Origin of the sequence: Actinoplanes sp. NPDC023714, from assembly GCF_040639855.1 — a bacterium.
GTDB lineage: Bacteria > Actinomycetota > Actinomycetes > Mycobacteriales > Micromonosporaceae > Actinoplanes.
The window spans coordinates 123,194-147,958 of the sequence record NZ_JBFAAR010000015.1 but is presented as its reverse complement, the minus strand read 5'-3'; the positions used below and the strand labels follow the sequence as shown (position 1 = coordinate 147,958).

Below are 24,765 nucleotides of genomic sequence, written 5' to 3'. Positions count from 1 at the left end.
GGGAACGGCCGTTCCCCTCGTACGAATCTCAGATCCTGCCGTCCCGGGCCAGCTGCTCCAGGCGCGCGTACCCGTCGTTCACGCCGACCTCCATGCCGCTCTGCAGCCACGCGTCGCGCCCCTCGAAGCTGTCGCAGAGCGACTGCGCGTGCAGCCGGGTCCGGCCGTCGCCGAGGTCGGAGAACCGCAGCGTCTCCAGCGACACCGCGTCGGGCATGCCCTCCCAGGTGAACGTCTGCACGATCAGGCCGGGCCGGACGTCGTGGAAGCAGCCGTGGAACGCGAACTCCTGGCTGCTGTCGCCGATCCGGGTGGAGACGTAGCGCCAGCTGCCGCCGGTCCGCGCGTCCCAGTAGTCGATCTTGTTCTCGACCGAGTCCGGGCCGTTCCAGAGCACGAACAGGTCCGGGTCGGTGTGCGCGCGGAACAGCTGCTCCGGCGTCGCGTCGAAGTCGCGCGTGATGTGGATGATCGGTACTTTCGGGTCGGCCTCGATGACCGCCTCAGCCTTCCTGTTCATGGTCGTCCCTCTCCCTCTCCTCGGTCCTCATGCTCTCCAGCACGGCGTCCAGGCGGCGGTAGCGCCGCTCGGCCCGCTCGCGGTACAACTCGATCCAGGCACCCATCTCGTCGAAGACCTCCGTCTCCAGGCGCACGGCCCGTGGCTGCGGTCCCGGCGGGCGGCTGACGACGCCGGCGTCCTCGAGCACCCTGAGGTGCTTGTAGACGGCCTGCAACGACATCCGGTACGGCTCCGCCAACTGGTTCACCGTCGCGTCGCCCTCGGCGAGCCGGGCCACCATGTCGCGGCGGGTGGGGTCGGCGAGTGCGGAGAAGACGCGGGTCAACGTGTCCGCCGGCATCGAAGTCCTCTTTCAACTAACAGGTTTAAAGAGAACGTAGACGTGGTCCGGGTCACCTGTCAACCAAAAAGTTGAAAGCCCAGCTCAGGAGGATTCGGCGTGTGGGTCTCACCTGGTGTTCGGCATCCGTACACATGCCGCGGTTAGACCCACCTCATGGAAGAAGCGCGTTGTGTGATCACCCGCGACGGCCGGTCGGCGATCCGCCTGGCGATGGCCGGCGACTTCGGCCGCGCGGCCCACCCGGAGCTCCGCCGCTCCCTGCGCCGTGCGTTCGAGCGGGCCGGCCGGGGAACCGTGGTGATCGACATGGCCGAGACGGAATCGATCGGCAGCGAGTGCATCGAGGTGCTGCTGGTCGGCTACACCCGCGCGCTGCGCGGCGGCATGGGGTACGAGGTGACCGGCGCCCACGGGCCGGTCCGCCAGGCGCTCGCCGTGACCGGGCTCTGCGAGCCGCCCGTCGACGACATGTTCGACTCCCTGATGGCGATGATCGCCACCCCGGAGAGCGCCGGGTAAACGCTTGTCCTCGCCCTGGGCCGCCGCACCCCTGCGGCGGCCTTTCCCTTCCCTCGGGCGGCCCGGGCCGCTTCCTCTCAGCCGGCTGCCGCCAGCACCTGACGAGCCAGGGCCGGCACGTCGACCGGCCCGCTGGTGTCCGCGTGCACGGCCGCCACCCCGAGCTCCCGCGACCGCTCGACGGTCGCCGGCGCGCCGAGCCCGTCCATGAGCGCCTCCTTGATCTCGTCCTTGGCGAGGCAGGCGATCCCCAGCTCGGCGGCGAGCGCCCGGGCCAGGGTGCTCTTGCCCGACGCCGGCCACCCGCCGACCAGAACGAACATCGTCGTCCCCCTCAAGTAAACGGCGTTTACTTTCCGCCCGCCGGTAACGTCCCGCTCGCCTGCCGTTCGATCGGGGCCCGTACGAAGTACCCGTGAAGTTGATCAACAAGCGCCTCGCCGCCACCTGTGCCGCCTGCGCCATCGCCCTCGGCGGCGGTCTCGCGGCCGGCACCCCCGCCCTCGCCGGCGGCACCCCCGCCCTCGCCGGCGGCTCCCACGGCAACCACGTCGGCCACGGTGCCCACCAGCCGGCCGCCCGCCATCAGATCCCGTTCACGGCGGCCACGGTGACCCGGAACGCCGACGGCACGTTCACCATCTCGTGGGCTGCCACCGGCGCCCGCGCGGTGAGCGTCTACGCCGGCACCGACCAGAACCGGATCTCCCACAGGCGCGCCGTCGCGAAGGGCTCGGCCCGGGCCACCGTCACGGTCTCCGGCCTCGGCGCCGCCGACCGCTGGTGGTTCGAGCTCGTGCCGGACCGCGGCGAGTCGCTCACCCTCGCCGACCGCTCGCTGCACCTGGCCTCGGCCCCGAACTTCCGGGACGCCGGCGGATACCGCACCGCCGGCGGGCAGTGGGTGCGGATGGGCGTCGTCTATCGCGCCAACGACCTCGGCAGGCTGACCGACGCCGACCAGGCCAAGCTGAAGCGTCTCGGCATCCGCACCGACATCGACTTCCGCACCGACGCCGAGATCGCCGCGTCGCCGGACCGGATCCCGGCCGGCGTCACCTACGTCCACGCCAACGTCATCGGCGCCTCGGACGTCGGCACCGGCGGCATCGACCTCACCACCGAGGCCGGCGGCGTGGCGATGATGGAGGCCGGCGAGCGGGCCTTCGTCTCCGCCGAGCCGGGCCGGGCCGCCTACCGCACCTTCTTCGCGACGGTCGCCGACCCGCGGGCCGCGAACGTGGTCTACCACTGCACCGCCGGCAAGGACCGTACCGGCTGGGCCAGCGCCGCCCTGCTGACCGCGCTCGGCGTCCCGGAGGAGACGGTCTTCCGGGACTACCTGCTCAGCAACACGTACCTGGCCGCCTCCAACGCCGCGACCCTGGCCGCCGTCCCGGAGGCGATCCGCCCCGGCTATAAGGCCGTCCTGGACGTCCGGGAGTCCTACCTCCGCGCCGGGTTCGACGAGGTGACCGCGAAGTACGGCACCTTCGACGGCTACCTCCGCAAGGGCCTCGGCCTGTCCTCGAAGGACCTGCGCGCCCTGCGGGCCCAATTGCTCGTCGGCTGATCCGCCCTCCCGGCGCCCGTTCGGGCGCCGGGTTTTCTAATCCTGATCCTTCAGATAGGTGAGGACCGCGAGGACGCGCCGATTGGTGCTGTCGTCCGGCGGCAGGTCGAGCTTCGCCAGAATGTTGCCGACGTGCTTGCCGACGGCGGCCTCGGACAGGTGCAGAATCCGCGCGATGGCGACGTTGGAATGCCCCTCGGCGACGAGCCCGAGCACTTCCCGCTCCCGCCCGGAAAGCCGCGCGACCGGACGCTGACCGAGCAGCCGCCGGACCACTTCCGGATCGATGACCGCCTCTCCGGCGACCACCCTCCGCAGCGCCGCGACGAAATCGCCGACGTCGACGATCCGGTCCTTGAGCAGATAGCCGACCCGGCGGCCGTCGCCCGATCCGAGCAGTTCCGACGCGTACCCGTGCTGCACGTATTGACTGAGCGCCACGACGGCGAGCCCCGGATGCGTGCGGCGCAGTTCCACGGCGGCCCGGAGCCCCTCGTCGCTGAATCCCGGCGGCATCCGGATGTCGGTGACCACGAGGTCGGGGGAGAACGCCGAAACGGCGTGGATCAGCGCGGCCGCGTCGCCGACCGCGGCCACCACCCGGAATCCGAAACGCTCCAGCAATCCGGCGAGGCCCTCGCGGAGAAGGACGCCGTCCTCGGCGAGCACGACGGTCAGCACGGCAGTTCCAGCCGGACGACGGTGGGGCCGCCGGAGGGGCTCGACAACAGCAGTCTGCCGCCGGCCGCCGCGGCCCGATCGGCCAGCCCGGTGAGGCCGGTGCCACGGGCCGGATCGGCGCCGCCGCGCCCGTCGTCGGCTATTTCCACCAGCAATTCCCCGTCCTGGGCGGAAGCGGTCACCGTCCCGGAAGAGGCGCCGCTGTGCTTGGCCATGTTCGCGAGCGCTTCGGCCACCACGAAATAGGCGGTGGTCTCCACCGGCGACGGCAATCGCCCCACGCCGGCACGGACCCGCACCGGGATCGCCGACTGCCCGGCCAGATCGCGCAGGGCGGCCGGCAGTCCCAATTCGGTGAGCAGTTGCGGCCGGATCCCGTGGATGAGCTCGCGCAGTTCGGCCATGAGCTCCTTGGCCTGCTGGTGCGCGGTGCCGACGGCCGACGCGGCGGGGGAGTGGTCCGGCAGATCGAGCCTGGCGATCCCCAGTTGCAGGGTCAACCCGACGAGTTTCTGCTGCGCGCCGTCGTGCAGATCCCGCTCGATCCGCCGCCGTTCCGCCTCGAAGGCGTCCGCGAGCCGCGCCCGGGACTGCGCCACCTCCACCAGCTCCGCCTTCAGGCCGGCGTCGTGCAGGATCGCCCGGGCCGCCGCCGCATGGGCCGCGGCGGTCACCCCGACGAGATAGGGCACCGCGGCCAGGGAGATCAGACCCCCGATCGCGTACGGCACCGCCTGTCCCGCCGAGACGATGGTGACCACGCCGAACGAGATCGGGCCGGAGCCGACGAGCAGCGGGCTGAACGCGCACACGACGATCAGCAGGACCGTCACGACCAGCGCGGCGTACCCCACCGGAACCGCCGTGACCAGCACCAGCGCGTACGCGAAGCGCCGCCATCGGGAGCGGGTGAGAGCCACCGGCCGGTCGTCCGCGAGCCGCAGCCGCCACCGTTCGGCCACGGCGACCGGCCACGCCGCGAACGGGCCGGCGCCACCGAGCAGCACCGCGCCGCCGACCAGGAGCAGGAGCGATCCGACCGGCTCGGCCTCGCCGGTCGCCAGCCGCCTGACCAGCACGATCCAGGGCGCGGCCAGGAGTCCGAGCGGCGCGCCGGCGGCCACGGCGAGGGGAACGGCGCTGAGGACGTATCCGAGGGCACGCCACGGCCACCAGGTGATCAGAAAACGACGGGTCCAGAGAGGCACGGAAATCACCGTATCGACGCCCGTCATCCGTTCCCAGGTGGCTGGGCCTAGCCTCGAGGTATGCCTGGCCGTAGTGCGCGGACCCGGGCGGAAGTGGTCCCTTGGCACCCATGATTGCTTTCTTCGGTCTCGCGTTCGGCCTCACCTGGCTGGCCTGGCTGCCCTACGTCCTGTCCGGCAACGGCCTCGGCGTCCTCCCGTGGCACTACCCCGAGCTGCTCGGCAGCAGCCAGACCCTGGGCGTGCTGCCCGGCGCCTATCTCGGTCCGATCACCGCGGCGTTCCTGATCACCGCCCGGACCGAGGGCCGGGAGGGCCTGCGCCGCTGGTCCCGGCGGCTGATCCGCTGGCGGGTGGGCGCCCGCTGGTATCTCGCGGCGCTGTTCGCCGTGCCGGTCGTGGCCGTCGCCGCGACCTTCGCGCTGCCGGGCGCCGCCGACGATGTGCGTTTTCCGCCGGCGGCGGTCTTTCTCGCCTATCTCCCGATGCTCGTCGTCCAGGTGCTGACGAGCGGATTGTCCGAGGAGCCGGGCTGGCGGGATTTCGCCCAGCCGCGCCTCCAGAACCGTTTCGGCCCGATGACCGCCTCGCTGATTCTCGGCCCTCTCTGGGGCGCCTGGCATCTGCCGCTGTTCCTCACCGATTGGGCCGGCTGGCCGGACGTGGATTGGCTGATGCCCGCCGAATTCATCGTGAGCTGTGTGCTGCTCGGCATCGTGCTCACCTGGGTCGTCAACGCCACCGGCGGCAGCCTCCCGATGGCGATGCTGGTGCACGCCAACGTGAACACCGTCTTCTCGCTGATGTGGCCGGAGATCTTCCCGTCCCTCGACGTCTTCCGCGCCTCCCTGCACGCCCTCATCGTCGGTTCCGGAATCATCGCCGTCATTCTGATCGCGGCCACCCGGGGCCGTCTCGGCCTGAAGGAAAAGGAGCCGGTGCATAGACTCCGGTCATGACCGCCGTGCCGGAAGCCGTCGACGTTCTCGCCGGTGAGCTCGCCGAACTCGGATGGGTTTCCGATCTGCTGGTGGCGGGCTCGCTGGCGACCGGCGACTATCGCCCTTTCGTGAGCGACCTCGACCTCGTCGCGATCACCGAGGGCCCGGTGCCGGCGGAGCGCCGGGAAACGCTCGCCGCATTGCACCGAAAGCTCGACGACGGCGCCGCGAAAGGCCTGAAACTGGGCTGCGTCTACGTCGACGAGAATCGGCTCGCCGACGCGGACGCCGAGCACCCCACCTGGACGCACGGCCGAATGGTCCAGCGCATTCTCTCCGGCATCACCCGCGCCGAGCTGGCCCGTCACGGCTTCGCCGTGCGGGGGCGCGATCCAGGCGACCTGCTTCCGGCTTCCACACCCCATTCGGTACGCGTCGCCGCCCGCGCCGAATTGACCGGCTACTGGGCCTGGGCGGCCCGCCGGCCGTGGATCTGGCTCGACCCGGAGCTCGCGGATCTCGGCCTCACCTCGATGGCCCGCGGCCGGCACGCGCTCGCGACCGGCGACCTGCTGACCAAGAGCCGGGCCATCGAGGAGTCGGCGGCGCCCGGCCGGCTCAAGGAACAGCTCCGCGCCCGCCGATCGGGAACGGACACGACCTCCCCGCGCTGGCGGACGGCGTGGATCGCCTGGACGGACTGCCGCCGTACCGTGAAAGCCGCCCGGAATGCCGGGGACCTCTGACCGTCCGGGCTCGGGTGATCATCTCTGGAGGCGGCGGGCCCCGGCGGCGGCGAGCGCCTCCAGCAGCCGCTGCTCGACGGGGCCCGGCTCGAACGGCTCGGGGTAGTGCACCGACAGCATCCCGATCAGCCGGCCGTCCGGCGTCGAAAGAGGGATCGAGCGCACCGCCCGTACCCCCGCTCGCAGAACGACCTCGCGCGCGAGCCGCCCCTCGAAGATGGCGCTGCACGCGACATCGCGCACATGAACGGTGCGAACCGTCGCGAAAGCGACGCCGCACGCGGAGTCCTCGGCGCGGACCAGCGCGAAATGATCGAGGAACTCCCGCTCGAAGCCGCACTGCGCGACGATCCGCAGCCCGCCCGACTCCGGATCGACGAGCTGCACGTTGCCCTTCGTGGCGTGACTCAGCGTGAGCGCCGCGTCGAGCAGCGCCGACGCGATCGCGGCCGCCGGATCGGCCAGCAGGGCTTCCAGCCGCGCGGCCCGCTCGAGCACCTCCGACCAGCGCGTCTGGAGATCGTCCCGGACATGGCGACGCCATCGGCGGGCCCGCTGCCGGCGGGACTCCCGCACGATCTCGCGCGACCGGGACGAGATCGCGGTCGCCGTGGCACACGTCTGACGCGCGGCCTCGACCAGCGCGTGCGCGGTGTCGACGGCGGATCGCGCACCCACCCCTCTGTGGTATCACAATCGGACCGTGGCAGGGTGATCGTCATGCGCATCTCGATCTGGCCCGGCGCCGGCCAGCCCTACGCCGACGTGCTCGAAGCCGCCCGGCACGCGTCCGAGACCGGCTGGCACGGCGTCTGGATCGCCGATCACTTCATGCCGAACGACGGCACCGGCACCGACCCGCTGCACCCGGTCCTGGAGGCCGGCTCGCTGGTCGCGGCGATCGGTGCGGCGGTGCCGCGGGTGCGGGTCGGCACCCTCGTGTACGGGAACACGTACCGTCACCCCGCGGTCGTCGCGAACATGGCCGCGACCGTCGACCACATCACGCGCGGCCGTTTCACACTCGGTGTCGGCGCCGGCTGGCAGATCAACGAGCACGAGCAGTACGGCATCGACCTGCCCCCGATCGGCAAGCGCATCGACCGCTTCGTCGAGGCACTCCTCGTGATCAAGGGCCTGCTGCGCTCCGGCCGGACCACTGTCGACGGCGAGCACTACCGGGTGACCGACGCGGTCTGCGAGCCCAAGCCGCTCCAGGACCCGCTACCCATCATGATCGGCGCGAAGGGGGAGCAGCGGATGCTGCGCGTCGTGGCCGAGCACGCCGACATGTGGAACACCTGGGGCCGACCGGATCTGATCGCCCACAAGTCGGGCGTCCTGGACCGTCATTGCGCTTCCGCAGGCCGCAATCCCACCGAGATCATCCGAACCGCCCAGGCCCTCACCGTCGTCGACGGCGACCTTCCGCCCCACCCGTCCATGCCGGTCATGGGCGGTTCACGTAGGCAGTTGCAGGCGGATCTGGCGGCCTACGAGGCGGCCGGCGTCGACGAGCTCATCATCCCGGACGGGCTGCTCGGTTCGGGGGCCGCCAAGTTCAAGGCCATGGACACCCTTCGAAGCCTCGTCCGCGATTGACCCTCCGCCGCACCGCAGCCGGTAGTCCCCGGCCGTGCGCGCGTCCGGCTGTACCGGAGGGCGACAATTCGGGCGCCGACTCGACCGTGCGGTGCAGCCGGTCCCGGTTGGCTGTACCACAGGGCGACGATTCGGGCGCCGACCCGACCGTGTGGTGCAGCCAGTCCCGTTGGCTGCACCACAGGGCGACAAATCGGGCGCCGACCCGACCCTGTGGTGCAGCCAGTCCCGGTTGGCTGTACCACAGGGCGACAAATCGGGCGCCGACCAGACCCTGCGGTACAGCTGGGCTGCCTAGGGGCGGGCGGTCACCTGGTCCAGGACGTCGTCGGCGGGGCAGCGGCCCCGGTGCACATAACGCTCGGTGAACTCCGCGACCGCATCCCGCAGTTCGCGCCCCGCACCGCGCCGGGCCAGAGCCGCGTAGGCCGCCACGAAACACTCCCGCGCCGCACCCGCCAGCACCGGATCGGTGAGCGCGAGCCGGCCCGCCCGCTCCCACAGCTCAGGCTCGCCGACCAGGTGCGACGTGGCCGCCCACGCCTCGTCCGAAGCCCGCGGATCATCGAGCAGAACCGCCGCGACCGTAGCCGGCAGCCGCCACCCGTTCCCGGCCTGCCGGTCCGCCACATCCAGCTCTAGGTGCCCGCGGGCCGCCACCGGAGGACGCAGCGACGCGAGGTGCCGCCTCAGATCGTTCTCGGTCACCCGAACGCCGGCCGCGAACGCCTCCCGCAGGCTGCGGCCGGTCACGGTGCGAGCTTCCATGACGTACGCGACCCAGCCCTCCCGCGCCGACCCCGCCCGCGGCCCGACCGGAAGCCCTCGCCGCAGCGCCTGCCGCACACTCCGCCACCCGGTGGGCCGCCCATGCCGCAGCGGAGCATTCGCGAAGGCGGCCGCCAGCACCGGCGCAAGCGTGTGAGCGAGCGCCCAGCGACGTTCCAGCCCCATCGAACCTAGATCGAACGCACCAGCGCCGGGCCCGCCCGCGCCGGACCCACGCGCGCCGGGCCCGCCCGCGCCAGGCCCGCCCGCACCGCCGTCGCCCGTGGCTCGCGGGCCGGCCACGCCACCTGAGCCGCTCATGCGCTGCGAGCCCGCTGTGCCGGACAAGCTGCCCGCGCCGCCGCCGTCCCCGGGCTCGAACTCGATTCCCGCCTCCAGGCCGATCCGCACCCCGGCCGTGGCGGTGCCGAGCGCGTGCTCCGGCCCGTCCGGGTGGGCGGTGTCGGTCGCCTGGTCCAGAACGGTCAAGCGGTGCTGCTCGACGAGTCGAGTGGAGGCGGCCAGGTCGTCGGCCATGCGGCGGAGCGCTACCTCGAGGCCGGGCGACGGCGGACCGCTGACGACCATCACCCTCGGTGACCGCGCGTCGAGGAAGCCGTGTCGCAGCGGGCGGCGGCCGGTCGGTGCGCTCGCCGGGTCGAGGAGAAGGTCGACGGCGATACCGACGAAACCGGGCAGTCCGGGCGAGAAGGCGCCGGCCGCGATGAGTTCGGCGGCGGCCTGTTCGGTCAGGGCGGTCACGGTGCCTCACTCCCCGGGTGTCGGAAGACGCGAGCATAGCACTCCTATCAAACTGATAGGAATATACGCCTACCTGCGAGAACGGAAGGTGGACAAGGTGTGCAAATGCCGGAGTGCGTGGTTTGTGGCTTGCATACTGTTTCGCGACTCGGAGAACCCGTACATCGGAGGAAAGATGGCGCCGCACCCGGCCGCGGCCGCTCTCGCGGCCTTGACCATCGCCTGCCTCGCGGATCTCCCCGTCGTCGATGCGGCCGAAGCGGCAGGCCCAGGAGCAGCACAAACAACCCCGGCGCCGACAGTCTCTGCCCCGACTGGCCCGGCTCTGACAAGCCCGGCTCGGCCAAGCGCGGTGCCGGCGAATCCTGCGTCGACTAGCCCGACGCGGACAATTCCGGCGAACGTGACGCAGGCCAGTGCGGCGCCGGCGAGCGCAGCGCCCACCTCCACGAAGCGATGGACGGTCGCCGGCCTCGAACCGATCGGGCAACCTCTCGCGGCCGGCGCGGCGATCATCGGCTATACCAGGCGTGACCAGCGCTTTTATCTCACCGCACGGAACCCGGCGAACGGCTCGCCGCTCTGGGAGGCCGAGGCGATCAAGGATGAGCCGGTGCGCGCCGGCGAGTGGATCGTCTATCGCGAGCCGGAGGAGGCGCTCGGCCCCGGCTACGCGAGCCTCGTCGTCGCCGATCCACTGACCGGGCGGCAGATCCAGCGCAGTCCAAGCATGATCTTTTCGGGTACGCCGCGGCGCTGCTTCCATGACCGTGCCGTCTGCGTGACGGCCGCACCCGAGCCGGGGGAGGAGGGGCACGGCTACCGACTGGATCTGATCAGTGGCGCGTTCATCCCGTCCGGTGCCGGCATCCCCGGCGAAGGACTGATCAGAATCGGAACCGAGGTGGTTCTCATTCGCGACGGCGCGGTGCTGTGGCGGCGGCCCGACCCGGGGGTGCTGCGGTGGACCGAGATCGGCGGCGTCTGGGTGGGCCGGACGCGGACCGGCAGCGTCGGGCTTGCGGCCACCGACGGCAGGCTGCTGTGGACGGTGCCCGGCACGCTGACCGACTGCGGCGTCCCGCTGCGCGCCGCGGTGATCCGGTGCCGGGCCGGGCGGGTCGAGAGCTACGACCCCCTGACCGGGAAAGCCCACTGGTCCGCGCCGCTGCGAGGCCCGATCGGCGCCGGTGCCGGCGCGATCGTCGTCCGTGGGGTGGCGATCGCGCTGACGACCGGGGCACGATCACCGGCGGCCGGCCCGTACTGGTGCTTCACCAGCGCGGGGTTGGCGACCATCTGTGGCGGCGGAGTCCCGCCGGTCGCCGCGTGGCGAGCCGTCGGCGCCGAATCAGCGGGCTACGCCGTCGTCGCCACGCCCGCCGGATATTTCGGCATGTCAGTCGATGCGACCCCATAATTCATACGCTCGAAGTCCCGGACGAAAACCGCACGCCTCAGCCATGGCCGCCGCCTCCCGAAGGCCCTTCGCGACCGCTTCCGGATAGTGTGCGTCGCTCCCGAAACTGACCGCCTCGCCGCCCTCCTCGTGCCACCACGTGAGGATCAGCCGGTCGAACCCGAGCCGCGTGTTGATCTCCAGTGCCCTGCCGGACGACGCGGTGGCCCGCAGCGCGTGGCGGAACTCCTCCTCGAAGTCGCGCGCGTCGAACCGCGCGGGCCCGGGCCAGTGCCGGATCGGGTAATCGATATGGGTCAGGATCTCGAAGACGTCGCTGCCCTTGACCAGGTTCGGGATCTCCAGCAGGTAGTCCCGGATCACCTCGCCGGCGGGCCGGTCCGGATAGATCCCGAACGGCTCGGCGAATCCGCCGTTGTGCGGCAGGCAGTGCAGCGAGCCGATCACCCGCTCGAAGGTCCCCCGGCGCAGCACTCCGGCGACCGCCTCGGCGTGCCAGTGCGGCTCGCCGACCTCGAGGCCACTCATGATCTTCAGGCTGGGGAAGCGGTCCCGGCAGCGCTCGATCGCGGCGAGGTACCCCTCCACGTCGAACGGCGGCGGCGTGACCAGCCCGTCCGCGTCGGCGGCCTCGGTCAGGGCGGCACTGACGTACGGGCCCTCGGTCGGCGCCGGCCACGCGGTGTGATCGAGGTGCTCGGTGAACGCGATCACCGGCAGGCCGACCTCCACGGCGCGCTCGCAGGTCCGTTCCATGTCGCCGAGCGGGGCGTCCCAGGAGAACTCGCTGTGCACGTGGCTGTCCGCGGGGAGTGTCATGCCGTTCCCTTGTTTCCGTCCGGTCCTGCGTCGTGACCGTAGCCGAGCACGACGCACCGTATCCGAGCATGGCGGCCGGAGGCTGTCATGCAAGCCACACGCTTCCGTCGGGGCATGGCGGCCGGAGGCTGTCATGCGAGCCGCGCACTTCGGCCGGGCATGGCGGCCGGAGGCCGGCGCGCTTCGGGCTAGGTTCCTAGGACGCATAGCGTGACGCCGTGGCAGGAGACTGCAACCTAGGATGCCTTACGGGCTGTACCCGGGGACCCTGAGAGCGGAATCCGGGAACGGGCAGGGATTGCACCGGTGCTGCGCGGGCGACGACCGGCCCTACGGTCAGCTCATGTCATCGAAACACGTCATCGTCCGCCGGACCGCGATCGCCGGGCCGGTTCTGATGTTCGGCTACGGGGTGCTGCGGTTCATCGACGGCCTGGACGGTGACCGGGGCAACGGTCTCGCCTGGGATGCCGGACATGTGGCGTTCTTCGTGGCCATGGTGCTGTTCAGCGTCCTCGCCGTGGCGGCCCGGCCGCTGACCCCGAACTGGGCCCGCCGTACCGGCGCCGTCGCGGTGGCGGCCGCCCTGTTCGGTATCGGCTGCTTCCTCTGGGTGATCGCCGGTGACCTGTCCGACCGGTTCCGGGAGGCCGCGCCGTTGCCGGATGTGCTGGAGGCGGGCGGTTCGGCGCTGTTCCCGCTCGGGATGCTGATCCTTCTCGGTCTGCTCGTGGCGGCCCGGCGACTGCCGGTGTGGAGCCCGCTGCTGTTCGGCGCCGGCATCGTCGGGATCACCGTCGACCTGGACATGCTGCCGTTCTCGTCACTGATCATCCTGGCGGCGCTGGCCCCGCTGGCCCGCCACACCGACGACGGCGATCAAAAGCACCACACCTACCACCGCAGACAGACGGAGGAGGTCAGCCGCGAGGCCGTCCGGGCACGCCTCAAGCCGCAACTGACCGTCAACTGACCGAGTTCGCCCGCGGCCACGGGGGCACGCGGTCGAAAAGCCACGGTGGCACGCGGTCGAAAAGCCACGGGGGCACGCGGTCGAACAACGTACCCAAAAGCTCTTTAAATCGGTTAAAACCGGAAAGTCCGAACCACACCCTGCAGATCATCCGACAAGCGGCTCAACTCCGCCGCCGCCTCGTGCGTCGCGTAGGCGCCCTGCCGATTCTCCTCGGCAACCCCGACGACCTGCGTGATCCCGTCGCCGATCTGATTGGCGCCGTCCGCGGCGGCGGTCAGGTCGGCGGCCATCCCGCTGGTCACCGCGCTCTGCTCCTCGACGGCCGAGGCGATGGTCGTCTGGAACTCGTTGATCCGCCCGATGATCTCGCCGATCTGGGAGATCGACGCGACGGCCGTGCCGGTGTCCGCCTGGATGGCCGCGACGCGTTTGCTGATGTCCTCGGTGGCCTTCGTCGTCTCCTGGGCGAGGTCCTTGACCTCCCCGGCGACGACGGCGAACCCCTTGCCGCTCTCCCCGGCGCGGGCCGCCTCGATCGTGGCGTTCAGGGCGAGCAGGTTCGTCTGCTCGGCGATCGAGGTGATCACCTTGACCACGTCGCCGATCTCCGCGGACGAGCGCCCGAGCCGCGCCATCAGGTCCTCGGCGGTGCTGGACGCGATGACGGCCTCCTGGGCGACGCTCGCCGCCTCGGCCGCCGAGACCGCGATCTCCCGGATGGCGGCGCCCATCTCCTCGGCGCCGGTGGCGACCGCGCCGACCCGCGAGTTCACCTCGGTGACGGCGCCGCCGATCGAGGTGACCTCCCCGGACGTGCGGTCGGCGCCCCCGGCGAGGGTCCGGGACGCGTCCTGTAGTTCGCCGGCCCGTCCGGCGAGGGCGTTGCCGCTGGCCGCGAGCGTGCCCACCGCCGTACGCATCTGCTCGGTGGCTTGATTGAGGGCGGACCCCATGTCACCGAACTCGTTGCGGTTCTCGATCAACGCCCGCCGGGTCAGATCGCCCTCGGCGACGGCGTGCAGCACGTCGCGGAACTGCCGCAGCGGCTTGACTACGCTGTTCGCGATGATCAGTGCCAGCGCCGCCGCGACGAGCAGGCCGATCACCAGGACGGCGATGACCATCGTGCGGGCGCTGCTGTACTCGTCGTCGGCCGCGGCGAGCGCCTCCCCGGCCGCCGTGTCGCCGGCGGTGTCGAGCGCTTCGAGACTGGCCAGCGCCTCGGTGATCTTCGCGGGGATCTCGTTGGTGCGGATCTCGTCGAAACCGGTCAGGTCGCCGGCGGCCTGCAGCTCGCCGGCCTTCTCGCGCAGCTCGCCGTACTGGGTCCAGGCCGTGGTGAACCCGTCGATGGCGGCCCGCTGCTCCCCGTCGAGTTCCCGCGCGCTGTACGCCGTGATCGCCGCCTCGAGCGCTTCCGTGGCGGCGGTGGCCCGGTCCTGGGCCGCGGTCCGGAGGGCGTCGGTCGTGGCGGTGGCCGACGTGAGGACCTCGAACCGGTACTTCCAGACCGTCTCCCGGATCGCCGCGACGTCCTGGGACGGCTGGTACGCGTCGGTGTAGATCTCCCGTCCGCTGTCGGCGACCTGCGACATCCGGACGAGGCTGATGGTGCCGACGACGACCGCGACGATACCGGTCAGGGCGACGAGCAGGAACAGATTGGTACGGACGCTGAGGTTGCCGACCAGACCAGGACGTTGGGCCACGTCCTCCCTATCGACCGGCCCGAAAGGGAACTGAGACCGAATGGCCCGGAAGAGACCGCTATCCGGTGTACGGCGGCGCCACGCCCCATCCCCACCGCGGCACCGGCGCCTCCGCCGGCGGGGTGGCCCCGGGCTGCGAGTTCGCCAGCGCCAGCCGCGTCCCCCACTCGATGTATCCCATGAACGCGGCCCGGAACTCGGGGTCGTCCGGCAGCCCGACCTCGTCGGCCGCGTCGGCCAGCAGGGTCACCCACCGCCGGCGCTGCGGCTCGGTGATCGCCTTGCCGAGGTGGTGCCCGAGCATGTGGGCGTAGCCGCCGCGTTCCGACGTGTAACGCGCGGGCCCGCCGAACACCTCGGACAGCCACATCGCGACGTGCCGCGGGTGGCCGGGGTCCATGTGCGCGAAGAGCGGCCCCACGACGTCGTCGGCGACGACCTTCTCGTAGAACCGCTCGGTCAGCCGTTCGAACGCCGCGGCGCCGCCGGCCCACTCGTAGAGCGTCGGGCCGGCGGTACCTCGTACGCTCGTCGGCTCGTAATGGCGCATCTCCTCGATGGCCGGAACGTAGTCGCGGATCGCGGCGAGGAAGCCGGGGAACAGGTCGCCGCCGCGGAACCCCTTCAGGTGATCCTCGGCCGACGTCCAGGTGATCCGCAGGATGTACGCGGACGGTTCCTCGGCGCAGCGGCTCAGCTCGTAGTCGACGCATTGGGGCGCCCGGGCCAGATAGTCCGCGGCGCGGGCGTAGGCCTGCTCGAAACCCGCGGTGTCCCCGTCGATGCGGTACCGGATGTACTCCACCGTCATCCGTCCACGGTAGACCGCAGTATCAGATCAGGCCGTCCCGCTTCGCCGCGTACTCCTCATCGGTCAGCAGCCCCGCCGCATGCAACTCGTCCAGGCTCTTGAGCAGCGGATTCGCCACCGGCCCCGCCGTCAGCCGCGCCTCGATCAGCTCCCGCAGCAGCGGCACGACGGCCCGATCCGTCGTGAACTCGACCGTCGTCCCGCCGATTTCGATCAGCAGTGCACCGCGCAGCAACCGCTTCCTCGTCGCCACCCCGGTGATCGACGCCAGCGGGATCACCGACCGTCCGGCGCCCGTCCGCAGCCCCATCTGACCGGTACTGATCAGTTCCAGCCGATCCGCGAACACCAGCAGGTAGACGCTGGCGCCCCCGTCGAGCATGTGCCCGACCCCCAGCGCCCCGCGCACGTCGATGCCCGCCTTCACGGCCTTGGCCCGCGCCCGCTCCGCCCGGGCCCGCGCTTCGTCCGACAATTCCATGAGAAAGACCCCTATTTCGTACGCCGGAAGCACCGTGGCTGGGGGCTCCCCGCCGGGTGAAATCCCGCTGTCAGGCCGTCGCGATGTGCGCCGCCACGACCCGCCACTCGTCCCCGACCCGGGCCCACGTGCGCGTATACCGCATCCGCGCGGTCACCGCCGCGCCCCCGAACGTCCCGGCAACGGTGCCGACGAAGAAGGTGACCCCGGTGCTGCCGGCGATCAGGTGCTCGAGGGACTCTTCGGTCAGGCTGTCGATGACCGAGCTCCCCGAGCGATAGGCGTCCAGATCGTCCCGTTTCGTGTATCGACCGCCGTCCGGCCCGATCGCGACGAGCCGATCGTCGAGCAGCCGGTCCAGTGCCGCGACGTCGCCCTCGCGCTGCGCGTCCTTCAGCCGTTGTTCGGCCGCAAGCAGTTCCGCTTCGAGATCTCCCACGCCTCCCATGTCTACACGACGCCCTACCGCCGCCGGCGGATGCGTTGTGCCAGACCGCGCGTCGAACAGGTTGAAGGGTTGCGCATGGTGTTCGAAGATTCCGTGGCGGTGTGGCGGTGTGGCGGTGTGGCGGTGTGGCGGTGTGGCGGTGTGGCGGTGTGGCGGTGTGGCGGCGCGGCCGCCCGCCCTGCCGCGCCATGCCGTGCCGCAACCGTCGACGATCTGCGCCGAACCCCTCGATTCCCACGCCGGCGGCGGACACTTCTCGGCCCGGGCGCCGCCGCTGGCTTCAGGGGGTTACGGCGGCAGCCCGAAGCCGAGATCTCCGACCCGGGCGCCTCCGACCCGGCCCGGGTGCCCCGAAGCCTGCCCATCACCACGCTGATGACCCACCCAGGCGCCCAAGCGCTCATGTACTCGGCCGTCACGAGCCTGCCCGGCCCAACCGCAGCGCCTGCCGGGCCCGACCGCAGCGCCTGCCGGGCCCGACCGTGGCGTCTGCCCGGCCCGACCGTGGCGTCTGCCCAGCCCAACGGCAGCGCCTGCCGGGCCCGATCGCAGCGCTGGCCTCGACCCACCTCGGGGCCGGCGCTGCGGTCGGGACCGTTCGTGCCGGGCGTTTCCGGCGGTGGCCGTCAGCAGTAGCCGGAGGGGCACTCACCGCTGGCCAGCAGCTCGTACTGCTTGCACTTCGGGCAGCGGGGACGCTCGATCTCCATCCGCTTCGCCGCGGTGGCCTTCACCGGCTTGGGTGCCTTCGGCGCTTTCGGGGTGGACGTGGTCGTGCTGCCGGCCGCGCGGGCGGCCCGCGCCGGGCGAACCGTCGTCTTGCGCAGGTCGACGGCCTGAACCGCGGCCTCCAGCAGGGCGTCGTAGTTCTCGTCGATGTAGTCCGCCTCGAGCGTCACGACGGTGTTCGGGTCGTCCGGGTCGCGGACGTAGGCCCCCGGCATCGACAGCGCCAGGTCGTTGGCCCGGTCCTGCTCCACCGCGACGTCGACGCCGCCCGCGTGGATGTACACCGCGACACCGGTAGCACCCTGCGGGCGCACCTGCAGAGCCTTACCGACCGGCTTCACGTCGACGGTGGTCCGCCCGCGGAGCTCCAGCAGCAGCCGGGCCACCGACGGAGCTGCCCCCGGGTTGTACTCGTCCATCAGTCCTCCGCATCAAATGACGACTCTCCAGTATCGGCATGCCCGGAGGGTGCGTGTGCCCGGCATCGGAACGGGTGAGGTTCGTCCAAACGGCGGCTCGGTCAGCGTGTCGGGTTCCCCTGGCAGTATCGCACCGCCGAGGTGCCTCGATCATCCGTGTCGCTCAAAGCGCGCCGACCGCGCTTCACCCGAGCATGCTCACGGCGACCATATAAAGACCGGCCGACACGGGCAGGGCGGCCGCCCAGCCGAGCACCACGCCGGCTCGCTCGCGGCGGAAGAGGTAGAGCCGGACCGCCAGCAGGACGAGCAGGAACGGCACGGTGATGAGAGCGGTCGCCACGGCCGGGCCCGTCCCGTCGTCGGTGATGTTCTCCATCCAGGCCGTCTCGCTGGCCGCGCCCATGTAGAAGAACCAGAAGGCGATCACCAGGATCACCGCGGCCCAGACGAAGGTGCCCGTGGCCGTCCGAAATCGCGAAGTCCCCGTCATGGCGGGCATCGTGTCACAGCGGCACTCTCGAATTCATCGGACTCAGGTCGGAAAAATCAGTTCAGACCCTGGTCCGATGCGGCGCCCGTGCCGGCGGTCGTACCTTCGCCGCATGAAACGCATCCTCGGCACGATCATCGCTCTCTACTTCGTCGTCCGCGCGGTCGCCGAGCCGTTCCTCATCGACATGTCCGACCCGTCGACCTACCAGGCCGACTGGGGCGGGCCGAGCCTCGCCGGCGTGCTTCTCGTGCACTGCGGGCCGGGCGTGGTCGCGGCGATCCTGCTCGGCTTCGCGTTCCGCCGCTGGTGGGGCCGTCGTCTCGCGGCCGAGGCCGACCGGGCGTGGCCCTATCGTGGGGCGGGTGAGCACTCGCGACGTTCCCGCGCAGATCGGCGACCTGCCTCCGATCGGGAGGCCGGCCACCAGCGCGCTGATGGCCGCCGGCATCACGACGCTCGCCCAGGTGGCGACGCACAGCCGCCGTGAGCTGCTGGCCATGCACGGCGTCGGCCCCAAGGCGATCCGCATCCTCGCCGAGGCCTTGGCCGAGCACGGTCTGTCCTTCACCGATTGACCGACACCCGCCAGCTCGCCGCGCACAAGGGTTGAGTCGATCCCAGGACTCGATCGCCCGGTCACAAGCCGACGGTCGCCGGTTGCCTCAGCGAATGCGTAGTCCGACGACCGGTCACGGAGGGTCCGGGGTCGCCACAGAAAGAAAGGCCGGCCCGGCGTGAAGCCGGACCGGACCTCGGGGACGAACGGTTGCCGCAATGAGCGGCCGGCTCGGATCGAGCGACCGGTCCGAACCGGGCGACCATCTGCGCTGAGCGGTCACCGGGTTCGGGCCGGCGTTGCTCGGAGCGCTACTGCATCTGGTCGAGGACGTCGTCGGCGGAGAGGCGGCCACGGTCGTCCGTGGTCTTGAGGGCACGGGCGGTGGCGGCGGGGACCGCGGGGTCGGCCGGGCGCTTCCAGTGCCAGTCGGTGACGGCCTGGTAGGCGCCGACCACTGACAGCAGGGTGTCCTCTTCGTAGGGCGCGCCGCCGAGGATCGTGCCGATGGGTACGCCCGCGGCGGAGAAACCGATGGGGAATCCGATCTCGGGGAGGCCGAGGATGTCGAACGGCACCGGGCTGGTCTGCACGACCACGTCGCACTTCGCGAACACCTGGTCGAGGACGCGTTCGAGCAGCAGAAGCTTGGCGCGCTGGCCGGTGATGAACTCGTTCGCGCCGAGCAGGGCGCCCTGCAGCCAGCCGGTCACCGAGACGCCGAATCCACGGAGGTCGCTGCGGAGGTACGGCATGAACGGCTCGCTGCGCTCGGGCAGCCGCACGTTGTTGAAGTCGTTGCCGGTGAGCAGGTCCCACTGGTCGGGGAGCGGCACGTCGACCAGCGAGATGTTGTCGATGCCGTCCAAGGTCGACAGGAAGGCCTGCCGGGTGGTGTTGCTCGCGTACCCGGGCAGCACGCCGACGCGGATCTTCTTGCGGGTGCGGCACCGGCCCTTCGAGAAGGAGGGGGTTGCGGCCGCGACCAGGTCCGGCAGTGGGGGAAGGCCTTGCGTACGCGGGTCGGCCGAGTCCTCGCCGGCCATGGCGGTCAGCATGATCGCCGCGTCCTTGGCGTCACGAGCGAGGGGGCCGGGGTGGTCACGCGTATAGCTGAGCGGAATGATCCCGGCGAGCGACACCCGGCCCATCGTGGGCTTGAGGCCGGTGAGGTTCTGGGCGTTCGACGGCGCGGTGATCGAGCCGCCGGTCTGGGTGCCGGTGCCGGATGCGGCCATCCTGCTCGCGACCGAGGTAGCCGTGCCGGTGGAGGAGCCCCCCGGGTCGGTGGAGGCGTTGTTCGGGGTCCAGGCGTTGACCGTGGTGATCCGCCCGTCCGGGGTGGTGGCGCGGGTCGTTGCGAGCGGGCCCATCTGGGTCTTGCCGATCACGATGGCGCCGGCCGACTTCAGCCTGGCGACCGCGGTCGCGTCGTAGGGCGGGACGAAGTCCTGGAAGAGATAGGAGTTCGCGGTGGTGCGCACTCCCTTGGTCCAGTAGTTGTCCTTGATCGCGAGGGGAATTCCGTGCAGCGGGCTGGTCGGCTTCTTCCGGGCGACGGCCTTGGCGGCGGCGAGCGCCTCCGCGCCGAGCACCGTGTTGAACGCCTGGTAGACCGAGTCGTATGCGGTGATCCGCGCGAGATAGGCCTCGACCAGGTCGACCGGCTTCAGCTTGCCGTTTTTGATCATCCAGGCGGCTTCGGCGACGGTCAGCTCGGTCGGGTCGGCGATCGCCTCCGGGCGTGGCTTGACGTAGGCGTCGGAGCCGAACTTCGGCGCCTTGCCGGACCAACTGGAGGCGCTGGCGGCGGCCGGGAACGCGGCAGCGCCCGCGGCGGCCGCTGCGGTGATCGCGGCGGTCTGCATCAGGAAGGCACGGCGGTTGACGGCCTTGACCGACTGGTCGGCCTCGCCGGCATCGAGCGCCGTCGGGGAGGAGGTCATGGGCAGGTGGGTCATCGGCGCCACTCCGTACTGATCGAGGGGTAGAGCATCGGCGCGGGCTGCTGCGACAGGGCGGCCGCGTGTGCCGGGTCGCTACCGGCGGGAGCGGGCATCTGGAAGGAGGCGAGGTTGGTGACACTGCTTCGCACGAACGAGCGCAGCGAGGCGAGTACCGAGTCGCGGCCGGGGGAGCCGGTCACCGGGTCGGCGGTCGTGCCCGCCGGTAGCTGGTCCAGGTCGATGCCGAGGGACGCGAGACGAGCCCGGATCATGGTGTTGAGCTCGGCGTCCGTGGGAGGTGTGACAGCCATGATCGCCACTCTTGGAGCCGTGTGTGTCGTGGCTGTATCCCCAAGATCACGTAGCCGTGACCGGGCGCCACCGGTCCATCATGGACGACTGCTTTCGCCCTCATTTCGTACGGGATGGCGCCTTGCCGTGGCCGTCAGGGTGATGAGCGGCGGTGCCGTCCGGGCCGGGTGCTCCCGGCGTACGGAAGAAAGGAGCGTGAGGAAGGCGCCTGGAACGACCCGTCAGGAGGGCGTGCGGGCGCTCAGCCTGAGCGTCATGCGGTGCGTCGGGTTCATCGAACGCCGGGGCTCGTCGGATGCCGAGGGCCTTGATGATGCGGGCGGTGTCGTCCACGTGTTCGCTGGCGATTCGGGCCGGGGTGTGGTCGCGGACCACCCCGCCCTTGCGCTGGACGACCACGCCTCCTGCACGAGGCGGAACAGCGCCTCGCGGACCGAGGTGCGGCTGAGCACGAGCCAGTCGGCGATCTCCTTCTCCACGAGCCGATGGTTCGGGCGCAGTTCGGCGGCGAGGATGGCTTCGCGGAGCCGTTCGTGGGCCACGTCCGCGCGGTCGGCGCCGCGGTTCGGGGTGGGCGGAATGGCCATGAGGACTTGTGGTATACAGGCCGGTATACCTGATCTTCGGAGGCTGGCGGCGGCGGGTTCCCGGGTCCGGTGCGCCAGGAGGCGTGGCGCGTCGGGGCGGTGGCACTGCGGGAGTGGTGGCGGCTTCTGAGGCGGTGACGCTTGCGGGCTGGTGGCGCTTCCGAGGTGATGACCTCGTGAGGTGGCGACTTCCTGCGTGGTTTGTCGGGTGGGAGCCGGGCGTCCGCGGCCGGGTTTCGGGCTGGCAACTTGTGGGCCCGCGGCGGGGTCGAGCGGGGTTGAGGGGCCGTGGTTCCGGAACCGCGAAACGCGGGGAGTGGGACGTTGAAATGTTTCAGTTCCGGTGGTTCACTCGAGGTGCAACATCCGTTTCGGCGAAAGGTCCACCGTTGACGCGCAACGGCCGCGCCCCCTCGGTCAAGGATGTCGCCGCAGCCGCGGGTGTCTCGCTCGGCACGGTGTCGAACGTGCTCAACCGTCCCGCCGTGGTGAGCGCTTCCACCCGTGAGCGGGTCGAGCGCGCCATGGCTGAGCTGGGCTTCGTCCGCAACGAGTCTGCTCGGCAGCTTCGGGCCGGTACCAGCCGGGCATTGGCGTACGTCATGCTCGACGGCGGGAACCCGTTCTTCCATGACGTGGCGGAGGGCATCGAGACCGCCGCGGAGGACGCCGATCTGTCGCTGTTCGTCTGCAACAGCAGCGGCCGGGGCGACCGCGAGGCGAAACATCTCGATCGGCTCGTCCAGCAGCGGGTGCAGGGCATCCTGATCACGCCGGTCGACCCGGACGCGCAGCACCTGACCGAGATCGGTCAGCGGGGGATCCCGTTCGTCATGGTCGACCGGTTGAGCCGGGCGGCGGACCACTGCTCGGTCTCGGTCGACGACGTGCTCGGCGGCCGGATTGCGGTGGAGCATCTGATCGATCGCGGTCATCAGCGGGTCGCGTTTGTGGGTGGGCCGTCGAGTATCGGGCAGGTGCGGGAGCGGTTGCAGGGCGCCCGTGAGGTATGGGCGGAGTTCGGGCTGCCGGAAGAGGACCTGATCAACCTGCCGACCGAGGCGCTGTCGGTGAGTGAGGGGCGTTCGGCGGGGGAACGGCTGGCCGGGCTGCCGAGCCGGCGGCGGCCGACCGCGGCGTTCTGCGCGAACGATCTGCTGGCGCTCGGGCTGTTGCAGCATGCGGTGACGGCCGGCCTGCGAGTACCGGACGACCTGGCGATCGTCGGGTTCGACGACATCGACTTCGCGGCGGCGGCGGCTGTGCCGCTGACATCGGTACGGCAGCCGCGTCAGGAGTTGGGGCGGACGGCGGCCCGGCTGGTCCTCGACGAGGCCACGAATCCGGATCACGTGCATGAGCAGGCGTCCTTTGTGCCGGCGTTGGTGGCGCGGGCGTCCACGGGATTGATCCGGCGGCCCTGATTGATCCGGCGGCCCTGGTTGGGGCGGCGTCCTGATTGGGGCGTCCTGCTGAGCAAGGCGGCGTCCTGAGCGAGACGGCGTGAGCGAGGCGGCGTCCTGAGCGAGACGGCGACCTTGAGCGGGCGGCGGCCTTGGTCGAGGGCGGGCGTGAGATTTGCATAGGATTGGCGGATGTCTCGTCGTACCTATGTGCTGGTTCCTGGCGCCGGTGGCAATGGCTGGATCTGGCATCTCGTCGCTGAGCGGCTGCGGGGTGCTGGGCATGCGGTCGTCGCGGTTGATCTGCCTGCCGGGGATGAGCGGGCTGGGCTGCGGGAATACGCCGATGTGATCGTGGAAGCGGTGCGGGAGGCCGGGTACGCGGAGGGCGCCGTCCACAAGAACGACACCGGCGAGAGGAACGGCGCCGGCCATGGGAATGGCGCGGGTCAGGGAAGTGACGCGGACCAGGAGAACGGCGCCGGCCAGGGAAGTGACGCGGGCCAGAAGAATGGCGCGGGCCAGGGACGTGGCGCGGGTCAGGAGAATGGCGCGAGCCACGGGAATGGTGCGGGCCAGGGGAAGGGCTCCGGCGAAAGGGATGGCGCTGGGGAACTGGTGCTTGTTGCTCATTCGATGGGTGGGCTCAGTGCTCCGCTTGTCTGCGACCGCCTTTCGGTGAACCGCATCTTTCTGGTCAACGCTATGATTCCGGCGCCTGGGGAAAGTGGCGGGGAATGGTGGGGTAACACCGGGCAGGAGGAGGCTCGGCGGGCCTGTGACCTGGCCGAAGGGCGGGATCCGGACGGGGAGTTCGACTTTCGGGTGTACTTCTTTCACGATGTTCCGGAGGAATTGGCCGCCTATGCCCTGGCGCACGACTCGCCGCAGTCGGGGACGCCGTTCGAGCTGCCGTGGCCGCTGGCGGCGTGGCCGGACGTTCCCACCCGGGTGCTGGCGGGAATGGACGATCGGTTCTTTCCGGCCGCGTTTCAGGAGCGGATCGCGAAGGAGCGGCTCGGGCTCGGCGTGGAGCAGCTGCCCGGCGGTCATCTGATGAGCCTCAGCCGGCCGGCCGAACTCGCGGAGGCGCTGCTTTCGTGAGCGCCGAACCGAAGAAACTGTACGTCGGCTGCGCCATGTGGAGCCTCAAGTCGTGGCAGGGGCGGTTCCTGCCGCATCCCTCGACGCCCGGCGAGCGGCTGCGCGCCTACGCGAGCTGGTGCAATGCGGTCGAGGGGAACACCACCTTCTATGCGATCCCGACGCGGGAGACGGCGGCCGGGTGGGCGCAGGACGTGCCGGAGGGATTCCAGTTCGTCCTGAAGATTCCGAAGGTGGTCACCCACGAACGGCGCCTCGCCGACGCCGACGAGCCGTTGCGTGCCTTCTTCGACGCCGTCGAGCCGCTGGTGAACCGCACCCTCTGGATTCAGATGCCCGGGTCGTTCGGGCCGCAGGACATGCCGGTGCTCGGCCGATTCCTGCAGCGGATGCCGGCGGGGCAGCGCTGGGCCGTCGAAGTGCGCCATCCCGAATTCTTCGCGGCGCCGCAACGGCTCGAGGAGATGCTGACGTATTTCGACGCGGAATGGATTCCGTTCGACACCACGACGTTCTTCGCCGATCCGCCGACCAGCGACGCCGAACGCGACGCCTGGACGAAGAAACCGCGGATGCCGCTGCGGGAGCACGCGCTCACGGACCGGCCGATCGTGCGGTATCTGGGGCGGGACGCTTCCGATCGTACGATTGCGGGTTGGCAGAAATGGGTCCGGACCGTCGCGCGATGGCTGCGGGAAGGGCGGACGCCGACGGTTTTCGTCCACACTCCGGACAATGCCGACGCGCCGGAGTTGTGCCGGCGATTCCACGACGAGGTGCGCGCGCTCGTGCCCGGTATCGATCCCCTGCCGGAGCCGCTTCCGCTGCCCGCGCCGGACGAGCCCCCGACCCTGTTCTGAGCGCCGGGACGCGTCCGATAGAT

General features: G+C 70.9%; 28 protein-coding genes. 11 read left to right on the top strand and 17 right to left on the bottom strand.

Features of this window, described 5'->3' with window-relative positions; all coding sequences use genetic code 11:
• Positions 1–28: 28 nt before the first annotated feature.
• On the bottom strand, positions 29–520 hold the full coding sequence (locus AB0G10_RS40750; RefSeq protein ID WP_360935048.1) for an SRPBCC family protein: 492 nt from the start codon (positions 518–520) through the stop codon (positions 29–31).
• Positions 504–863 (bottom strand): metalloregulator ArsR/SmtB family transcription factor, encoded by a 360-nt coding sequence (locus AB0G10_RS40745; RefSeq protein WP_360935045.1) that lies wholly within the window; start codon positions 861–863, stop codon positions 504–506. The genes AB0G10_RS40750 and AB0G10_RS40745 overlap by 17 nt, the downstream gene beginning before the upstream one ends.
• Positions 864–1,019: 156 nt before the next feature.
• On the opposite strand from AB0G10_RS40745, the gene AB0G10_RS40740 reads away from it, so the two are divergent.
• Entirely contained in the window at positions 1,020–1,385 is a 366-nt protein-coding gene (locus tag AB0G10_RS40740; protein WP_360935042.1) for an STAS domain-containing protein, read from the top strand.
• A gap of 77 nt (positions 1,386–1,462) precedes the next feature.
• Here AB0G10_RS40740 and AB0G10_RS40735 read toward each other — a convergent pair whose 3' ends face one another.
• Positions 1,463–1,708, bottom strand: coding sequence for an AAA family ATPase (locus AB0G10_RS40735; RefSeq protein ID WP_360935039.1), 246 nt, complete (start codon positions 1,706–1,708; stop codon positions 1,463–1,465).
• 92 nt (positions 1,709–1,800) lie between these two features.
• Between AB0G10_RS40735 and AB0G10_RS40730 the strand changes: the two genes are divergently transcribed.
• Positions 1,801–2,958, top strand: a complete 1,158-nt coding sequence (locus AB0G10_RS40730; RefSeq protein WP_360935036.1) for a tyrosine-protein phosphatase — start codon at positions 1,801–1,803, stop codon at positions 2,956–2,958.
• Positions 2,959–2,994: 36 nt separating this feature from the next.
• On the opposite strand, the gene AB0G10_RS40725 is transcribed toward AB0G10_RS40730, so the two are convergent.
• Together AB0G10_RS40725 and AB0G10_RS40720 are read right to left on the bottom strand one after the other, a co-directional pair.
• Positions 2,995–3,639 (bottom strand): response regulator transcription factor, encoded by a 645-nt coding sequence (locus AB0G10_RS40725; RefSeq protein WP_360935033.1) that lies wholly within the window; start codon positions 3,637–3,639, stop codon positions 2,995–2,997.
• Positions 3,633–4,847 (bottom strand): histidine kinase, encoded by a 1,215-nt coding sequence (locus AB0G10_RS40720; RefSeq protein ID WP_360935030.1) that lies wholly within the window; start codon positions 4,845–4,847, stop codon positions 3,633–3,635. The genes AB0G10_RS40725 and AB0G10_RS40720 overlap by 7 nt, the downstream gene beginning before the upstream one ends.
• Before the next feature lie 110 nt (positions 4,848–4,957).
• On the opposite strand from AB0G10_RS40720, the gene AB0G10_RS40715 reads away from it, so the two are divergent.
• Complete coding sequence (locus AB0G10_RS40715; protein WP_360935027.1) at positions 4,958–5,806, top strand: CPBP family intramembrane glutamic endopeptidase; 849 nt, start codon at positions 4,958–4,960, stop codon at positions 5,804–5,806.
• Entirely contained in the window at positions 5,803–6,534 is a 732-nt protein-coding gene (locus AB0G10_RS40710) for a nucleotidyltransferase domain-containing protein (RefSeq protein ID WP_360935024.1), read from the top strand. Before AB0G10_RS40715 ends, AB0G10_RS40710 begins: the two co-directional genes overlap by 4 nt.
• An 18-nt stretch (positions 6,535–6,552) precedes the next feature.
• Here the strand turns inward: AB0G10_RS40710 and AB0G10_RS40705 are convergent, their stop codons facing one another.
• Entirely contained in the window at positions 6,553–7,212 is a 660-nt protein-coding gene (locus tag AB0G10_RS40705; RefSeq protein WP_360935021.1) for a GAF domain-containing protein, read from the bottom strand.
• A gap of 42 nt (positions 7,213–7,254) precedes the next feature.
• On the opposite strand from AB0G10_RS40705, the gene AB0G10_RS40700 reads away from it, so the two are divergent.
• On the top strand, positions 7,255–8,136 hold the full coding sequence (locus AB0G10_RS40700) for an LLM class flavin-dependent oxidoreductase (protein ID WP_360935018.1): 882 nt from the start codon (positions 7,255–7,257) through the stop codon (positions 8,134–8,136).
• Between the two features lie 294 nt (positions 8,137–8,430).
• Here AB0G10_RS40700 and AB0G10_RS40695 read toward each other — a convergent pair whose 3' ends face one another.
• Positions 8,431–9,666: a glutamate-cysteine ligase family protein gene (locus AB0G10_RS40695; protein ID WP_360935014.1), complete on the bottom strand. Its 1,236-nt coding sequence runs from the start codon at positions 9,664–9,666 to the stop codon at positions 8,431–8,433.
• 403 nt (positions 9,667–10,069) lie between these two features.
• Here AB0G10_RS40695 and AB0G10_RS40690 point away from each other — a divergent pair, with 403 nt between their 5' ends.
• The gene (locus AB0G10_RS40690) at positions 10,070–11,086 is read left to right on the top strand and encodes a hypothetical protein (RefSeq protein WP_360935011.1); all 1,017 of its coding nucleotides are present in this window, start codon (positions 10,070–10,072) and stop codon (positions 11,084–11,086) included.
• On the opposite strand, the gene AB0G10_RS40685 is transcribed toward AB0G10_RS40690, so the two are convergent.
• Positions 11,066–11,905 (bottom strand): PHP domain-containing protein, encoded by an 840-nt coding sequence (locus AB0G10_RS40685; protein WP_360935008.1) that lies wholly within the window; start codon positions 11,903–11,905, stop codon positions 11,066–11,068. The genes AB0G10_RS40690 and AB0G10_RS40685 overlap by 21 nt on opposite strands.
• A gap of 343 nt (positions 11,906–12,248) precedes the next feature.
• Between AB0G10_RS40685 and AB0G10_RS40680 the strand changes: the two genes are divergently transcribed.
• On the top strand, positions 12,249–12,878 hold the full coding sequence (locus AB0G10_RS40680; RefSeq protein WP_360935005.1) for a hypothetical protein: 630 nt from the start codon (positions 12,249–12,251) through the stop codon (positions 12,876–12,878).
• Positions 12,879–12,991: 113 nt separating this feature from the next.
• Here the strand turns inward: AB0G10_RS40680 and AB0G10_RS40675 are convergent, their stop codons facing one another.
• The 6 genes from AB0G10_RS40675 to AB0G10_RS40650 all read right to left on the bottom strand — a co-directional run bounded on the left by AB0G10_RS40675 (position 12,992) and on the right by AB0G10_RS40650 (position 17,971).
• Entirely contained in the window at positions 12,992–14,590 is a 1,599-nt protein-coding gene (locus tag AB0G10_RS40675) for a methyl-accepting chemotaxis protein (protein WP_360935002.1), read from the bottom strand.
• 58 nt (positions 14,591–14,648) lie between these two features.
• Positions 14,649–15,401 carry an antibiotic biosynthesis monooxygenase gene (locus tag AB0G10_RS40670; RefSeq protein WP_360934999.1) on the bottom strand — a complete coding sequence of 251 codons (753 nt, stop codon included), beginning with the start codon at positions 15,399–15,401 and terminating at the stop codon, positions 14,649–14,651.
• Positions 15,402–15,423: 22 nt separating this feature from the next.
• Positions 15,424–15,882, bottom strand: coding sequence for an SHOCT domain-containing protein (locus tag AB0G10_RS40665; RefSeq protein ID WP_360934996.1), 459 nt, complete (start codon positions 15,880–15,882; stop codon positions 15,424–15,426).
• Positions 15,883–15,952: 70 nt separating this feature from the next.
• Positions 15,953–16,330: a nuclear transport factor 2 family protein gene (locus AB0G10_RS40660; protein WP_360934993.1), complete on the bottom strand. Its 378-nt coding sequence runs from the start codon at positions 16,328–16,330 to the stop codon at positions 15,953–15,955.
• A gap of 626 nt (positions 16,331–16,956) precedes the next feature.
• Entirely contained in the window at positions 16,957–17,478 is a 522-nt protein-coding gene (locus AB0G10_RS40655) for a hypothetical protein (RefSeq protein ID WP_360934990.1), read from the bottom strand.
• A gap of 184 nt (positions 17,479–17,662) precedes the next feature.
• Positions 17,663–17,971 carry a hypothetical protein gene (locus AB0G10_RS40650; RefSeq protein WP_360934987.1) on the bottom strand — a complete coding sequence of 103 codons (309 nt, stop codon included), beginning with the start codon at positions 17,969–17,971 and terminating at the stop codon, positions 17,663–17,665.
• 112 nt (positions 17,972–18,083) lie between these two features.
• Here AB0G10_RS40650 and AB0G10_RS40645 point away from each other — a divergent pair, with 112 nt between their 5' ends.
• A complete protein-coding gene (locus AB0G10_RS40645; protein WP_360934984.1) occupies positions 18,084–18,461 on the top strand; it encodes a hypothetical protein in 378 nt (125 codons plus the stop codon).
• Between the two features lie 380 nt (positions 18,462–18,841).
• Here the strand turns inward: AB0G10_RS40645 and AB0G10_RS40640 are convergent, their stop codons facing one another.
• From AB0G10_RS40640 to AB0G10_RS40630, 3 genes are all read right to left on the bottom strand, one after another.
• The gene (locus AB0G10_RS40640; protein ID WP_360934981.1) at positions 18,842–20,491 is read right to left on the bottom strand and encodes an amidase; all 1,650 of its coding nucleotides are present in this window, start codon (positions 20,489–20,491) and stop codon (positions 18,842–18,844) included.
• Positions 20,488–20,787, bottom strand: a complete 300-nt coding sequence (locus AB0G10_RS40635) for a hypothetical protein (RefSeq protein WP_360934978.1) — start codon at positions 20,785–20,787, stop codon at positions 20,488–20,490. Before AB0G10_RS40635 ends, AB0G10_RS40640 begins: the two co-directional genes overlap by 4 nt.
• Positions 20,788–21,009: 222 nt before the next feature.
• Entirely contained in the window at positions 21,010–21,375 is a 366-nt protein-coding gene (locus AB0G10_RS40630; protein ID WP_360934975.1) for a GntR family transcriptional regulator, read from the bottom strand.
• A 389-nt stretch (positions 21,376–21,764) separates the two neighbouring features.
• On the opposite strand from AB0G10_RS40630, the gene AB0G10_RS40625 reads away from it, so the two are divergent.
• The 3 genes from AB0G10_RS40625 (at position 21,765) to AB0G10_RS40615 (ending at position 24,742) form a co-directional block, all read left to right on the top strand.
• On the top strand, positions 21,765–22,799 hold the full coding sequence (locus AB0G10_RS40625; RefSeq protein WP_360934972.1) for a LacI family DNA-binding transcriptional regulator: 1,035 nt from the start codon (positions 21,765–21,767) through the stop codon (positions 22,797–22,799).
• Positions 22,800–22,970: 171 nt separating this feature from the next.
• Positions 22,971–23,882, top strand: coding sequence for an alpha/beta fold hydrolase (locus tag AB0G10_RS40620; RefSeq protein ID WP_360934970.1), 912 nt, complete (start codon positions 22,971–22,973; stop codon positions 23,880–23,882).
• A gap of 35 nt (positions 23,883–23,917) precedes the next feature.
• Positions 23,918–24,742, top strand: a complete 825-nt coding sequence (locus AB0G10_RS40615) for a DUF72 domain-containing protein (RefSeq protein ID WP_360935206.1) — start codon at positions 23,918–23,920, stop codon at positions 24,740–24,742.
• The last annotated feature ends 23 nt before the right edge of the window (positions 24,743–24,765 follow it).

What these genes read in the sequence shown, in the direction of transcription:
- AB0G10_RS40750 (WP_360935048.1), bottom strand. Translation starts at nt 520, where the DNA reads ATGAACAGGAAGGCTGAGGCGGTCATCGAGGCCGACCCGAAAGTACCG.
- AB0G10_RS40745 (WP_360935045.1), bottom strand. Translation starts at nt 863, where the DNA reads ATGCCGGCGGACACGTTGACCCGCGTCTTCTCCGCACTCGCCGACCCC.
- AB0G10_RS40740 (WP_360935042.1), top strand. Translation starts at nt 1,020, where the DNA reads ATGGAAGAAGCGCGTTGTGTGATCACCCGCGACGGCCGGTCGGCGATC.
- AB0G10_RS40735 (WP_360935039.1), bottom strand. Translation starts at nt 1,708, where the DNA reads ATGTTCGTTCTGGTCGGCGGGTGGCCGGCGTCGGGCAAGAGCACCCTG.
- AB0G10_RS40715 (WP_360935027.1), top strand. Translation starts at nt 4,958, where the DNA reads ATGATTGCTTTCTTCGGTCTCGCGTTCGGCCTCACCTGGCTGGCCTGG.
- AB0G10_RS40710 (WP_360935024.1), top strand. Translation starts at nt 5,803, where the DNA reads ATGACCGCCGTGCCGGAAGCCGTCGACGTTCTCGCCGGTGAGCTCGCC.
- AB0G10_RS40700 (WP_360935018.1), top strand. Translation starts at nt 7,255, where the DNA reads ATGCGCATCTCGATCTGGCCCGGCGCCGGCCAGCCCTACGCCGACGTG.
- AB0G10_RS40685 (WP_360935008.1), bottom strand. Translation starts at nt 11,905, where the DNA reads ATGACACTCCCCGCGGACAGCCACGTGCACAGCGAGTTCTCCTGGGAC.
- AB0G10_RS40680 (WP_360935005.1), top strand. Translation starts at nt 12,249, where the DNA reads ATGTCATCGAAACACGTCATCGTCCGCCGGACCGCGATCGCCGGGCCG.
- AB0G10_RS40670 (WP_360934999.1), bottom strand. Translation starts at nt 15,401, where the DNA reads ATGACGGTGGAGTACATCCGGTACCGCATCGACGGGGACACCGCGGGT.
- AB0G10_RS40665 (WP_360934996.1), bottom strand. Translation starts at nt 15,882, where the DNA reads ATGGAATTGTCGGACGAAGCGCGGGCCCGGGCGGAGCGGGCGCGGGCC.
- AB0G10_RS40660 (WP_360934993.1), bottom strand. Translation starts at nt 16,330, where the DNA reads ATGGGAGGCGTGGGAGATCTCGAAGCGGAACTGCTTGCGGCCGAACAA.
- AB0G10_RS40655 (WP_360934990.1), bottom strand. Translation starts at nt 17,478, where the DNA reads ATGGACGAGTACAACCCGGGGGCAGCTCCGTCGGTGGCCCGGCTGCTG.
- AB0G10_RS40650 (WP_360934987.1), bottom strand. Translation starts at nt 17,971, where the DNA reads ATGACGGGGACTTCGCGATTTCGGACGGCCACGGGCACCTTCGTCTGG.
- AB0G10_RS40645 (WP_360934984.1), top strand. Translation starts at nt 18,084, where the DNA reads ATGAAACGCATCCTCGGCACGATCATCGCTCTCTACTTCGTCGTCCGC.
- AB0G10_RS40640 (WP_360934981.1), bottom strand. Translation starts at nt 20,491, where the DNA reads ATGACCCACCTGCCCATGACCTCCTCCCCGACGGCGCTCGATGCCGGC.
- AB0G10_RS40635 (WP_360934978.1), bottom strand. Translation starts at nt 20,787, where the DNA reads ATGGCTGTCACACCTCCCACGGACGCCGAGCTCAACACCATGATCCGG.
- AB0G10_RS40630 (WP_360934975.1), bottom strand. Translation starts at nt 21,375, where the DNA reads ATGGCCATTCCGCCCACCCCGAACCGCGGCGCCGACCGCGCGGACGTG.
- AB0G10_RS40620 (WP_360934970.1), top strand. Translation starts at nt 22,971, where the DNA reads ATGTCTCGTCGTACCTATGTGCTGGTTCCTGGCGCCGGTGGCAATGGC.
- AB0G10_RS40615 (WP_360935206.1), top strand. Translation starts at nt 23,918, where the DNA reads ATGTGGAGCCTCAAGTCGTGGCAGGGGCGGTTCCTGCCGCATCCCTCG.